The sequence below is a fragment of the Streptosporangium becharense genome (genome assembly GCF_014204985.1).
Classification (GTDB): domain Bacteria; phylum Actinomycetota; class Actinomycetes; order Streptosporangiales; family Streptosporangiaceae; genus Streptosporangium; species Streptosporangium becharense.
On record NZ_JACHMP010000001.1, the window covers coordinates 6776316 to 6789479 of the forward strand.

The following is a 13164-nucleotide window of genomic DNA, read 5'->3' on the forward strand; positions in this document are numbered from 1 at the left end:
GATTCGATGAACAACATCCGTGCGCTCGGCACGCGTCCGTGGCTCTGGAGCTTCGTCGCGGCGGTGCTCGTCTGGCTGACCATCCTGGCCATCTCCGGTCAGGGCGGCGGCCAGACGGTCTCCCTCGCCCTCTCGCTGGCGCCCTACCTGGTCGTCGTCGGGCTCGGCCAGATGCTCGTCATCACCGCGGGGCCCGGCAACATCGACGTCTCCGTCGCGCCGGTGATCTCCCTCGCCGGGTTCGTCTCGGTCGCGGCGGCCGCGTCCACCGGCTCGGCGGTCGCGGGAGTCGCCGCGGGCGTCGGCGTGGGCCTCGCCGTCGCCGCGGTCAGCACCGTGGCGATCCTCGGCCTGTCCGTCCCGCCGATCATCGCCACGCTGGCTGCCGGGCTCGTCGCCTCCTCGGCCACGCTCTCGCTGGCCGACGGCTTCGCCGCCGTGCCGGATCCGGGGCTGCGGCAGCTGCTCAACGTGCGACCGGCGGGCGTGCCGCTCCTCGCGGTGGCCGTCGCGGCCGTGACCGCGCTGGTCATCGCGGTGCTGCGGCGCACGGTCTACGGTCGGTCGCTGATCGCGGTCGGGCAGAACCGCCGGGCCGCCGAGCGCGCCGGCGTCCCCGTCGCCAGGATCATCGCGACGACGTACCTGGCGAGCGGCGCGCTGGCCGGCCTGACCGGCTCGCTGCTGGCCGCCTACATCGCACCCTCCGCGGACCTGGGCACCCGCTACCTGCTCGACTCGGTGGCCGTGGTCGTCATCGGCGGGACGCTCATCTCCGGCGGGCGGGCCGTGCCCGTCGGCGTCTGGGGTGCGGCGCTCTTCTTCATCCTGCTCGACGGCCTGGTCAACCTCGTGGGCTGGAGCACCGCGGCGCAGAACCTCCTCAAGGGCGGTCTGGTGCTCCTGGTCCTCTTCCTCGCCGGTGGGGGTGGTCGCGCCGCCGACACGCCCCCCCTCTTCAGACGACGGCCGCGTCCGGCGGCCGCGACCATCACAACCTCAGGAGACGACACCCATGGCTGACACCGACGGTCTGCTCGACGCCCGCGACTTCGGGGCGGCCCCGGCCGTGACGGCCGGAGGCTTCCACGTCAAGGGCGCCCACGCGCAGGACTGGGGCCTGCAGAACCGCCTCTCGCGCATCTTCAGGCCGGACACCGGCCGGACCGTCATGCTGGCGTTCGACCACGGATACTTCGTCGGGCCGATGGCCGGGCTCGAACGCCTGGACGTCAACATCGCCCCGCTGGTGCCCGCCGCAGACGCGATCATGATGACCCGGGGTGCGCTGCGCACGAGCATCCCCCCGCACAGCGGCGCCGGGATCGTCCTGCGCGCCAGCGGCGGCCCGAGCATCCTGCGCGAGCTGTCGGACGAGCACATCGCCCTCGACATCGAGGACGCCCTGCGGCTCAACGCCGCGGCCCTGGCCATCCAGGTGTTCATCGGCGGAGAGCACGAGTCGCGGTCGGTGGCGAACCTGGCCGCCCTCGTCGACGCGGGTCAGCGGCACGGCGTCGCCGTGCTCGGCGTCACCGCGGTCGGCAAGGACATGGTCCGCGACGCCCGGTACTTCCGCCTGGCCACCCGGATCAGCGCGGAGATGGGTGCGCACATCGTCAAGACGTACTACGTCGAGGAGGGCTTCGAGACCGTCACCGCGAGCTGCCCGGTGCCGATCATCGTCGCGGGCGGGAAGAAACTGCCCGAGCTGGACGCCCTGACGATGGCCTACCGCTCCATCCAGGAGGGGGCCGCCGGCGTCGACATGGGCCGCAACATCTTCCAGAGCGAGAGCCCGGCCGGCATGCTCGCGGCGGTCCGCGCCGTCGTGCACGACGGCGCCAAGCCCGAGGAGGCCCACGAGCTCTTCCGGGAGAGCCTCGGCCGGTAACGCAGCGTCCTGACCCCTCCTCCGAAGGGGGCGGGTTCCGGCGCGAGACCGCCGGGCCCGCCCCCGCCACCTCCGGGAGCTCCCATGCCGCACCACCAAGCCGGCCCCGAGGACGTCGACCTCGCCGTCATCGGAGCCGGCGTCAACGGGCTCGCCATCGCCCGGGACGCCGCCGCCCGCGGGCTGCGCGTCGTCGTCGTCGACCGAGCCGACCTCGGCTCGGGCACGTCGAGCACGTCGAGCCGCCTGATCCACGGCGGCCTGAAGTATCTCGAACGCTACGACTTCAAGCTCGTGCGGGAATCCATCCGCGAGCGGCACCTTCTCTTCCGCAACGCCCCGCACCTCGTCCACGACTACCCGATGCTCATCCCCTTCTACGCGGGCGACAGCAGGCCCGGCCCGCTGATCCGCCTCGGCCTGGTGGCGTTCGACGTGCTGGCCGCGGGCCGGCAGCGGGGACGCAGCCGCGGCCTGCCCGCCCGCGCGGTGGCCCGGCGGTGGCCCGCCCTGTCGACCCGCGGGCTCCGCGGGGCGGTGCTGTTCCGCGACGCGCAGGTGCCGTGGGCCGAACGGCTCTGCGTGGAGCTGTTCCTCGACGCCCGGCGGCTCGGCGCGCGGGTGCTCACCCACACGACGGTCACCGGGTTGCTGACCGAGGGCGGCCGCGTCGCCGGGATACGGATCGAGGACAACCGGTCCGGCGAGCCGGCGGAGATCCGGGCCGCCATGACGGTGAACGCGGCCGGCCCGTGGATCGACAGGATCCTCGACGGGCAGGTGGCCAGCCGGCGCCTCAACGGCGGCACCAAGGGCAGCCACGTCGTCGTCGACCCGTTCCCCGGAGCACCCGACACCTGCATCTTCTTCGAGGCCGCGGCCGACCACCGGCCGATCTTCGTCTTCCCCTGGGCCGGCCGGTACGTGCTGGGAAGCACCGACCTGACCTACGAGGGCGACCTCGACGAGGTCGTCGCCAGCGACGCCGAGATCGACTACCTGCTCACCGAGACCAACCGGATCTTCCCCGGCGCCGGCCTCACCCCCGGCGACGTGCTGTACAGCGTGGCCGGCATCCGCCCCCTGCCCTACACCGAGGGGGTGTCGGACAACGCCAAGATCAGTCGCGGGCACACGGTGCACAGCCACGCCCCCGCCCACGCGGGGCTGCTCACGGTGGTCGGCGGCAAGCTGACGACCCACCGCGCGCTCGCCGAGGACGTCACCGACGAGGTGCTGCGGCTGCTCGGACGCGGGCCGCGGCGGTGCCTCACCCGTTCCCGGGCGTTCCCGGGCGCCGACACCGCCGACTGGCCGGCCTTCGCCGAGGACTTCATGCGCTCCTCGCCGCTCACCGCCGCGCAGTCGCGCCGGCTCCTCGACGTCTACGGTGTACGGGCACGCAGGGTTCTCGACCTCGCCGTCGCCGACCCCGAGCTCGCCGAGGTCGTGCACGAGGAGACCGGCGCGATCGCCGCCGAAGTGGTCGTGGCGGTACGCGAGGAGGGGGCCGTCACATTGGGTGACATACTGCTGCGACGTATGCTTGTCGGTCTCGGCGCCGACATGGGCCTGGACGCGGCGGCGGCCTGCGCGGACGTCGCGGTGCGCCACGCCGGCTGGGACGCCGGGCGGGCCCGTGCCGAGCTCGCCGGCTACGAAGCCGAGCTGCGGCGCTTCCGGCCCCGGATCCTCGCCGCCTCGGCGACACCCCCCGGCAGTGACAGGAGGGCCTCGTGACAGCCCCGAGCACGTGTTACATCGGCGTCGACATCGGCCTCACGGCCTCCAAGGCCGCGGCCTTCGACAGCGAGGGACGGGAGCTCGGCGTCGTCCACGCGCGCACACCCCGGACCAGCGTGACCGCGCACCGGCACGACGTCGACATGCCCGCCCTGGCCGACACGGTCGTCTCGCTGCTCGGCGAGCTCGCCGGGAAGCTGGCCGCCGACGGCTACACGCCGGCCGGCATCGGCGTGGCGGCCCACGGCAACGGCCTGTACCCGGTCGACGCCTCGCTGCGGCCGGTCGGGCCCGCCATCGCGTCGTCGGACAGCCGGGCCCAGCACATCGTGGACGCCATCCCGGCGGAGCAGGCCCGGCGGCTGGCCGAGGAGACCGGCTCCATCCCGTGGGCGGCCCAGCCCGCGGTGCTCCTGCGCTGGCTGCACGACACCGAGCCGGAGGCCTACCGGGCCACCCGGTGGGCCCTGTCCTGCAAGGACTGGGTCACCTCGCAGCTCACCGGCGTCGCGAGCGCCGATCTCAGCGACGCCAGCGCCTTCGGCCTGGTGGCGCTGGACACCCGTTCCTACAGCGCGACGGCGCTGGAACTGGTGGGACTGCCGGCCGCGGACCTCGACCGGTTCCCCCCGCTGCGGCGGTCCGGCGACGTGGTCGGCGGGCTGACCGCCCGGGTCGCGGCGATCACCGGCCTTCCCGAGGGGCTGCCGGTGATCGCGGGGTGCATGGACTGCGTGGCGGCGACGCTCGGCGCCGGGGGACGGGACCCCGGAGACGTGACGATCATCGTCGGGACGTGGGCCATCAACGGGGTCGTGGTGCCCGCCCGCACCCCGGCGCCGGAGGTCACGCTGAGCGCGCTGATGCCCGACGCCGCCACGATGCTGGCCATGGAGGTCGCGCCGACGTCGGCCGCCAACCTCGAATGGCTGGCGTCCACGGCGGTGCCGCACGCCCAGGCCGGCGGTGTTCCCGCGGCGGACCTGCTGCGGGAGGCGGCCGGCGTGCCCCCGGGTGCGGACGGCCTGATGTTCCTGCCCTTCGTCAACGGAGCCCCCGAACACCCCGCCGCGTCGGGGACCTTCCTCGGCATCTGCGGCATGCACCGGCGCGGGCACCTCACCCGCGCGGTCATCGAGGGCGTCGCCCAGTACCACCGGGTCCAGCTCGACCGGGTCCTGGCCAGCGGGGCCGACATCGGGGACCGCCCCTGGCGGCTGGCCGGCGGCGGCGCCCGCTCGGAGGTCTGGGCACAGATCTTCGCCGACGTGCTGGGCCGCCCGGTCCGCCGCCAGCTCACCACCGAGCTGGGTGCGCGCGGGGTCGCCTCACTGCTGCCCGCCGCGCTCGGCCACGACGTCCGGCCCTGGTCGGTGAGCGACGAGGACGACCTGTGCGTGCGGCCCGGCCCGGACCGGGCCGCCTACCTCCGGCACTCCGAGACCTTCGACCGGTGCCTGGCCGGCATGGCGTCGGCGTGGTCGGAGATCGAGCGGTACCGCACCAGCGGTCCCGGCACGGACGGGTGACACCGGAGCCGTCGGGACGCACGACCGTCGCGCCGGCCCCGCCCGGGGTCCGCCCGATGACGGGCGGACACCGGGCGGGGCGGTCAGGACGCGGCGGAGAGCAGGTCGAGAGCCTTCGCCAGGTCGGCGGCGCAGAGGTCGCGGATGAAGGCGTAGTGCTCCTGCGGGTACTGGCGGGGCCCGTGCTCCACCAGCATGATCAGGGAGAGGTAGAGGCGGTACAGGGCGATCCTGGCGCGGGCCGACGGGGTGAACTCCACGATGCCGCCCGCCTCGCGGTACCCGGCGACGATCTCATCGTCCTCGTTCAGCTCGCCGAAGATCGTCGGGGTGACGAAGTCGGCCAGCGGGTCGCCCCAGAACGCCCGCTCGTGGTCGATGATCGCCTGGACGCGCGGGCTCGCGCCGCGGGTCAGGAAGACATTGCCCGGCCAGGCGTCGAAGTGGACCAGGCGCGGCACCGTGACCTCGTCCAGGACGCCCGCGCTCGCCTCGACCACCGCGGAGATCTCCGCCGGCGGCCGGGGCAGCGTCAGGGCGTACCGGTCCGCGTCGGCCAGGACCGCCCCGACCATCGTCAGGAAGGCGGCCCGCCAGGTGGCGCCGGTCAGACCCGCGTGCGGGTAGCCGTACACGTCGCCGGTGACCGCGTTCAACCGGGCCAGGTGGCCGCCGAGCTCCCGGCGGAGGGCGTGCCCGTCCGCCTCGTCCACCCGGGCCTGGTTCCACGGCACCCCGTCGAGCGCCGACAGCACCAGGTAGTCGCCGCCCAGCACCGGATCGTCGAACCCGGCCCACAGCAGCTCGGGCACCGGCACCCCGGCGGGGCCCGCCAGCCCGTAGACCATGGCCTCGGTGCGCAGCAGGTCGCGCTCGTACCGCAGCTGTTCGAGCTCCGGCGGCGGTGACAGCTTCAGCACCACCTCCCGCCCGTCGAGCAGCCGCAGCCGCCAGACGGCGTTGGCGAACCCGTCGGTCAGTTCCGTGGACGCCGCGACCCCGGTGCCCAGGGCACGCCGCGTCAGCGCGTCGAGCTCGCCGGGTTCGAGCGCGCGCTTGGTCCTGCTGTCCATGCTCCTCCTGGTGATCGTCGGTGGGCCGGGTCAGACGGCGGCGATCGTCCAGGACGACTCGACCTTGTCGCCCGGCTGGAGCACGATCAGGTCGGTGCCGGAGTTGAAGGCGTCCGGCGGGCAGGTCATCGGCTCCACCGCCAGGCCGGAGTGGGCCAGGGCCGAGCCGGTGCACACCTGCACCCAGGGCAGCGCGGCGGGGTCCCAGCGCACCTCGACTCCGCCGCCGGGGCCGGTCACCCGCACCCGGACCAGCCCGTCGGCGTCGGGCCGCAACCCGGTGAAGGCGTGGTCGACCGCGGTGGCGCCGACCGCGCGCGGGCCGGTGAAGTCGTACGGGGTGCCGGCGACGTCCTCCAGCGAGGCGGGCAGCAGCCTGTCGTCGACGAGCAGCACCTTCTCCGCCGGTACGTGCAGCTCATAGCCCTCGACGTCGCCCGGGAGCAGCCACGGGTGCGGCCCGCAGCCGTAGGGGGCGGGCAGGTCCCCGGTGTTCTCGGCGGTCAGTGTGGTGGTCAGCCCGTCGGGGGCCAGGGAGTACAGGACGGTCAGGTCGAGGGTGAAGGGGTAGCCGGGGGAGGGCTCGACGGTGTGCGTCAGCCGCACGGAGTCGTGTCCCCGCCCGTCCCGGTGTCCGTCCGCGTCCCCGTCCCCGTCCTCGGCCGGTGACCGGTCCACCGCCCGCCACTCGACGTCGGCGACCAGCCCGTGCAGGGCGTTGCCACGATCCGGCTCGTTCACCGGCAACCGGTGGGTCCGTCCGCCGAAGGTGTAGGCGGCGCCGGCGATCCGGTTGGGCCACGGGGCGAGCAGGGTCCCGCTGTAGTAGGGGATCGGCTCGTCCGCGGGCCAGCTGGTCACCAGGTCGCGCTCACCGTGCCGGAGCACGCGCAGGGCCGCGGCCCGCGTGGTGATCTCGGCGTGCATGGTGCCGTTGCGGAGGGTGAACTGCCGGGACACGGGTGTCCTTTCGGTGAGGGGACGGGGGGAGGGCGGGGGGCCGCCCCCGGCCGGGGCGGAAGGCTCCGGCCGCCGGGGAACCGGTCAGGCGGACTCCCGCTCGACCAGGTGGGTGTCCAGTATCACCACGGGCTGCTCCAGGTGCTCGCCGTTGATGCGGGCGACGAGGAGGTGGGCCATCTGGCGGCCCATCGCCTCGGTGGGCTGGTGCACGGTGGTGAGCGCGGGGGAGGAGTGGGCGCCCGCCGGCGAGTCGTCGAAGCCGATCACCGCGACGTCGCCGGGCACGGTCCTGCCCTCCTCCCGGAGGATCCGCATCGCCCCCAGGGCCATGGGGTCGGAGGCGGTGAAGACGGCGTCCAGGCCGGGGGTGCGCGCCAGGAGTTCGCGCATGGCGACCATGCCGCTCTCCTCGCTGAAGTCGCCGTAGGCGACGATCTCGGTGAGCCCCGTCGCGAGCAGCGCGTCGCGGTAGCCCGCGAGCCGGTCGACGCCCACCCCCATGTCCTGCGGCCCGGCGATGGTGGCGATCCGCCGCCGGCCCCGGCCCAGCAGGTATTTGACCGCCTGCCGGGCCCCGGCGCGGTTGTCCACGTCGACGTAGCTGTAGGGGGCCGGGCCGACGGGGCGTCCGCCGATGACGGTCGGCACGCCCATCGCCTCCAGCCGCCCCGGCAGCGGGTCGGCGCCGTGCAGGGAGATGAGCAGCACGCCGTCGACGTGCTGCCCGGTCAGGTAGTGCTCCAGCCGCTCGTGCTCCTGCGGGGACTGGGCCATCGCGAGGATGAGCTGCAGGCCGGTCTCGGACAGGGCGGAGCCGATGCCGCGGATGGTCCCGGCGAAGTAGGGCTCGTCGAAGACGCGCAGCTCGGACTCGGAGACGACCAGGGCGACGGTGTCGGTGCGCCGGGTGACCAGCGCGCGTGCCGCCCTGTTGGGGACGTACCCCAGCTCATCGATCGCGTTCATCACGGCGTCGCGGGCCTTCTCGCTCACCTTGGGCGAGCCGTTGATGACCCGCGACACCGTGCCGCGGCCGACACCGGCCAGGGCCGCGACCGCCTCAAGCGTCGGACGACGGTCGCCGTTCATGTGCGTTAGCCCCCATCGATGGATTACGCCGGTCCTTATTCTGCCGGACCGCTCAGGCCGCCACGCCTGATGGTCCCGGCATACCAGAGAGCGCTCTCCTTGGGAACTCTGGTCTGGGTCTCGTAGTCGACGTGGACCAGGCCGAACCGCTTGCCGTACCCCCACGCCCACTCGAAGTTGTCCATCAGCGACCAGGCGAAGTAGCCCTCCAGCGGCACGCCGGCCTCGATCGCCGCGTGGCAGGTGCGCAGGTGGGCCTCGATGTAGTCCAGGCGGTCACGGTCGTGCACGACGCCGTCGGCGCCCACGACGTCGTCGAAGGCCGCGCCGTTCTCGGAGATGACCAGCGGGATCCGCGGGTAGTCGGCGGCCAGCCGGTGCAGGATCTCCAGCAGCCCCGCGTCGTCGATCTCCCAGCCCATCGCCGTCACGGGCCGGCCGCCCTCGACGAACGACACGTGCTCGCTGCCGACCCAGGGCGACCCGCTGTCGGTCGGCGCCGCCGCGGCCGAGGCGGCCCCGCCGGGGGTGCCCGAGACGGTGAAGCGGCTGTAGTAGTTGATCAGCAGCATGTCCAGCGGCGTCGAGATGATCTCCATGTCGCCGTCCTGAACGAACCCGGCGAACCGCCCGAGGTCCACCAGGACGTCGGCCGGGTAGGCGCCCTTCAGCAGGGCGTCCAGGAAGAACCGGTTCTGCAGGCCGTCGATGCGGCGCGCGGCGTCCAGGTCGGCCTCGGAACCGCTCTGGGCCGAGATCGCGTAGAGGTTGACGCAGCCGCCGATCCTGGTGTCGGCGCGCTGGGCCCGGATCGCCTGCGTGGCCAGGCCGTGCGCCAGCAGGAGGTTGTGCGCCGCCTGCACGGCCTGGGCGGGGTCGCGCAGGCCCGGGGCGTGCTCACCCGACGCGTAGCCGAGGAAGGCCGCGCACCAGGGCTCGTTGACCGTGCTGACGTTGCGGACCCGGTCGCCCAGCGCCGCGTGCACGATCGCCGCGTAGTCGGCGAAGCGCTTCGACGTCTCGCGTGACGGCCAGCCGCCCGCGTCCTGGAGCGCCTGCGGCAGGTCCCAGTGGTAGAGGGTCACCCACGGGTCGACGCCGTGCGCGAGCAGCTCGTCGACCAGGCGGTCGTAGAAGTCCAGCCCCCTGGTGTTGACCGCGCCGCCGCCGTCGGGCTGGATGCGGGGCCAGGAGACGGAGAAGCGGTAGGCGCCCAGGCCCAGCTCGCCCATCAGCCGCACGTCGTCGCGGTAGCGGTGGTAGTGGTCGATGGCCACGTCGGCGTTCTCGCCGTTGACCACCCGGCCGGGCTGCCGGACGAACGTGTCCCAGATGGACACGCCGCGGCCGTCCTCGGCGACGGCCCCCTCGATCTGGTAGGCGGAGGTGGCCGCACCCCAGACGAAGTTCGTCGGGAAGACCAGGTCCGGGGTCTGAATCTGCGTATCCTGCGTCGTCACGCCTTGACCGCACCTTCCATGAGTCCGCCGACGATCTGACGGCCGAACACGATGAAAACGATGAACAGGGGGAGGACCGAGGCGGCCGTGCCGGTGAAGAGCATGACGTAGTCGGTTCCGTGGGCCTGGTTGAGCGCGGCGATCGACGTCTGGACCACCGGATTGGCCGGGTCCAGCACGATCGACGGCCACATGAACTCGTTCCAGTTCTGCATGAAGGTCAGCAGGGCGAGCACCGCCATGCCGGGACGCACCGCGGGCAGCACGACGCTGGCGTAGATGCGCATGGTCGAGGCGCCGTCGACGCGGCCCGCCTCGATGAGCTCGTCCGGCACCGCCTGGGTGGTGTACTGGGTCATCATGAAGACCCCGAACCCGTTGACCAGGAAGGGCAGGATCACCGCCTGGATCTGGCCGGTCCAGCCGAGGGTCACCATCATCTCGTAGAGCGGGACGATGCCCATCTGCTGGAGCGGGACCATCATGGTCACCAGGATCAGGCCCAGCAGGATCTTGCTGCCGCGGAACCTCAGCTTGGCGAAGGCGAAGCCCGCCAGGGTGGAGACGAGCACCACCGAGACCGTCACCGTGGTCGACACGATGATCGAGTTGATCAGGCCGGTGGCGAAGTGGGCGTCCTCGGCGGCCAGCAGCCGCTGGACGTTCTCACCGAGGTGGCCGCCGGGCAGCAGCGGCGGCGGGGTCTCGATGGCCTCGCTGTTGGTCCGCGTGGCCATGATGAACATGTAGTAGATCGGGAAGGCCGACAGCACGAGCGCGAAGGCGAGGACCGCCTTCGTCAGCGGGCCGGCGTCCCAGATGCGGTTCACGGACGCGGACCGCCCGGCCGGGCGGCGCCGGGCCACCGGGCGCGGGCCCGTCTTGATCGCCGTCACTTGTTGCCCCCGATCCGGCGGGTGAAGGAGTAGTTGATCAGGGTGCCGATGAGGATAAGCGCGAACAGCAGCCAGGCCGCCGCCGAGGCGTAACCCATGTCGAAGTCCCGGAACCCCTCCTTGACGATGAACATCGCGACCGTCTGGTACTGGCCGGTGGCACCTCCGGCGAGTGTCGGGTTGCCCTCGAACATGACGGGTTCGGCGTACAGGGTCAGGCCGCCGATGGTGGAGATGAACACCACGAAGATCAGCGTGGGACGCAGCATCGGGACGGTGATCTGCCAGAACTGCCGCCGGGCCGAGGCGCCGTCGAGGGAGGCGGCCTCGTAGAGGTCCTTGGGGATCGTCTGCATGGCGGCCAGCAGGATGATCGCGTTGTAGCCGGTCCAGCGCCAGTCGATCATCGTGGAGATGGCGATCCAGGCGGTCCAGCTCTGGTTCTGCCATTCGATCCGGTCGACGCCGAACAGGCCCAGGAACCAGTTGGCCATGCCGTAGTCGCGCGCGTAGAGCTGGGTGAAGACCACGGCGACCGCGACGACCGAGGTCACCAGGGGAAGCAGGATGCCCAGGCGGAAGAACAGCCGTCCCCGGATGCGCTTGTTGAGGGCGTTGGCGAGCATGAGCGCCAGGACGAGCTGCGGGATCGTCGACATGACGAAGATCCCGACTGTGTTGATCACCGAGTTCCAGAAGGCCTCGTCGGCGATCAGCTCGATGTAGTTGTCGAGCCCGAGGAAGGTCTTGTCCCCGCCCAGCTCCCAGTCGTGCAGGGAGACCCACAGGGTGTAGCCCAGCGGGAAGACCCCGAAGAGCGTGAAGAGCAGGAAGTACGGCGAGACGAGGAAGTAGGGGGTCGCCCGCAGGTCGAACCTGGCGAGCCCACCGCCGCTCCGCGCGGGCTTCGCGGGTCCGGGCGGGTGGGGACCGGGCCGCCGCGCGGGGGCGGGTGCGTCGACTTTCAGGGACATCGGTCAGCCTTTCAGCGAGGGGGCAGGCGACGGGCCCGGCGGCGGAACAGCCGTCGCCGGGCCCGTGCGGATCGGGACGGGGATCAGCCCGCCGCCTTGGTGCCGGCCTCGACGAACTTCGTCCAGGCCTCGCCGTAGGGGATGGAGCCCTTGTCCATGCCCTCGAGAACCTTCTCCGCTGCGGTCTTCACCTGGGCGTGCTTCTCACCCAGGAAGACGGGGAGCAGGTCCTTGACCGAGGCGCCGAAGATCTGGCCGGTCGGGGCGTCGTTGAAGAACTCGTTCTTCAGCTCCGCGACCGCGGGGTCCTGCTGGGCGGGGATGGAGCTGGGGAAGGCCGCGGCCTCCTGGAAGGCCAGCACGTGGCCCTCCTTGCCGGTGAGGTAGTTCAGGACCTCGGCGGCCTCCTTGGGGTGCTTGCTCTGCTTGGGAACGGCCAGGTAGGAGCCGCCCCAGTTGCCGGCGCCGCCGGGCACCGCGGCCACGTCCCACTTGCCCTTGTTCTCGTCACCCGCCGCGCCGGAGACCACGCCGAGCATCCACGCCGGACAGCCCATGGTGGCGAAGCCGCCCTTCTTGATCGCCGCGTTCCACTCCGGGGTGAAGGAGGCGAGCTTGGCGGTCAGGCCCGCCTCGCTGAAGGACTTCACCGTGTCGAAGGCCGTCTTGATCGCCGGGTTGGTGCCGATGACGAGCTGGTTCGACTTGTCGAAGTAGGAGATGTTGCCGTTCTTCGGCGCCTCCTGCGACAGGAGCACGTTGTAGAGGGTGTTCGGCCCGTCGATGAACTTGGGGTCGTCCTTGCCCTTGTTGGCGGCCTGGAACTTCTTGCCGGTCTCCATGAAGGCGTTCCAGTCGGGCCAGAGCTTGCCGACCTCCTCGCGGTCGGTCGGCAGACCGGCCTTCTCGAACAGGTCCGTGCGGTAGCACATGGTCATGCCGCCGATGTCGGTGCCGAGCGCGAAGAGCTTGCCGTCCTTGTTGAGGCCGTTCTCCCACTTGGCCGCGGGGAAGTCCGCCTTGCGGCTCTCCAGGCCGTACTGCGACAGGTCGGCGAAGAACTGGGACCGCGCCTTCATCAGGCCCATGGCACCCTCGTCGATGCCGACGATGTCCGCGGCGCCGCTGCCCGCCTGCAGCTTCTGCAGCAGCTGGGGCAGGTAGACGTCCTCGAAACGGTCGGTCAGGTTCTGGTACTTGACCTGGATGTTGGGGTGCTCGGCGTTCCACTTCTCCACGGCCTTGTCGTAGCCGAAGTTCTCACCACCGCCGAAGGTGTGCACGGTGATGGTCACCGGCTCGGCCGCGGCGCCGCCGCTCGCGGTGGAACCGGCGGGCTCGCCGGAGCCGCACGAGGTGATGGCCAGGGCGGTCACCGCCATGACCGCGACCGCGGCGAGCCTGCCCTGCCGCTTGCTGTTCAACATTCCGGACCCCTCTCAGGTGGTCGCCCGAATCAGTGGGAGGTGACACCGCGGACCGGTCCCCGAATGACGTGTCGTCCACGGTGCGGTGTACTCAATGTGCTTTGGGAGCGCTCCCA

At 72.1% G+C, this 13164-nt stretch carries 11 protein-coding genes; 4 read left to right on the plus strand and 7 right to left on the minus strand.

Features of this window, described 5'->3' with window-relative positions; translation table 11 throughout:
* Positions 1 to 6: 6 nt before the first annotated feature.
* The 4 genes from F4562_RS29465 to F4562_RS36505 all read left to right on the plus strand — a co-directional run bounded on the left by F4562_RS29465 (position 7) and on the right by F4562_RS36505 (position 5166).
* Positions 7 to 1023, plus strand: a complete 1017-nt coding sequence (locus tag F4562_RS29465; protein WP_184539662.1) for an ABC transporter permease — start codon at positions 7 to 9, stop codon at positions 1021 to 1023.
* Complete coding sequence (lsrF, locus tag F4562_RS29470; RefSeq protein ID WP_184539664.1) at positions 1016 to 1894, plus strand: 3-hydroxy-5-phosphonooxypentane-2,4-dione thiolase; 879 nt, start codon at positions 1016 to 1018, stop codon at positions 1892 to 1894. The genes F4562_RS29465 and lsrF overlap by 8 nt, the downstream gene beginning before the upstream one ends.
* Positions 1895 to 1978: 84 nt before the next feature.
* Positions 1979 to 3634, plus strand: coding sequence for a glycerol-3-phosphate dehydrogenase/oxidase (locus F4562_RS29475; protein ID WP_184539666.1), 1656 nt, complete (start codon positions 1979 to 1981; stop codon positions 3632 to 3634).
* On the plus strand, positions 3631 to 5166 hold the full coding sequence (locus F4562_RS36505) for an FGGY-family carbohydrate kinase (RefSeq protein ID WP_184539668.1): 1536 nt from the start codon (positions 3631 to 3633) through the stop codon (positions 5164 to 5166). The genes F4562_RS29475 and F4562_RS36505 overlap by 4 nt, the downstream gene beginning before the upstream one ends.
* A gap of 83 nt (positions 5167 to 5249) precedes the next feature.
* On the opposite strand, the gene F4562_RS29485 is transcribed toward F4562_RS36505, so the two are convergent.
* The 7 genes from F4562_RS29485 to F4562_RS29515 all read right to left on the minus strand — a co-directional run bounded on the left by F4562_RS29485 (position 5250) and on the right by F4562_RS29515 (position 13048).
* Entirely contained in the window at positions 5250 to 6239 is a 990-nt protein-coding gene (locus F4562_RS29485) for a phosphotransferase family protein (protein WP_184539670.1), read from the minus strand.
* Positions 6240 to 6269: 30 nt separating this feature from the next.
* Positions 6270 to 7199: an aldose 1-epimerase family protein gene (locus F4562_RS29490; RefSeq protein ID WP_184539673.1), complete on the minus strand. Its 930-nt coding sequence runs from the start codon at positions 7197 to 7199 to the stop codon at positions 6270 to 6272.
* Between the two features lie 84 nt (positions 7200 to 7283).
* Complete coding sequence (locus tag F4562_RS29495; RefSeq protein ID WP_184539674.1) at positions 7284 to 8291, minus strand: LacI family DNA-binding transcriptional regulator; 1008 nt, start codon at positions 8289 to 8291, stop codon at positions 7284 to 7286.
* A gap of 35 nt (positions 8292 to 8326) precedes the next feature.
* Positions 8327 to 9751 carry a GH1 family beta-glucosidase gene (locus tag F4562_RS29500; protein ID WP_184539676.1) on the minus strand — a complete coding sequence of 475 codons (1425 nt, stop codon included), beginning with the start codon at positions 9749 to 9751 and terminating at the stop codon, positions 8327 to 8329.
* Entirely contained in the window at positions 9748 to 10581 is an 834-nt protein-coding gene (locus F4562_RS29505; protein ID WP_311733874.1) for a carbohydrate ABC transporter permease, read from the minus strand. Before F4562_RS29505 ends, F4562_RS29500 begins: the two co-directional genes overlap by 4 nt.
* 62 nt (positions 10582 to 10643) lie before the next feature.
* Positions 10644 to 11621, minus strand: a complete 978-nt coding sequence (locus tag F4562_RS29510) for a carbohydrate ABC transporter permease (RefSeq protein ID WP_184539678.1) — start codon at positions 11619 to 11621, stop codon at positions 10644 to 10646.
* An 83-nt stretch (positions 11622 to 11704) separates the two neighbouring features.
* Positions 11705 to 13048 (minus strand): ABC transporter substrate-binding protein, encoded by a 1344-nt coding sequence (locus F4562_RS29515; protein WP_184539680.1) that lies wholly within the window; start codon positions 13046 to 13048, stop codon positions 11705 to 11707.
* Positions 13049 to 13164: the final 116 nt, after the last annotated feature.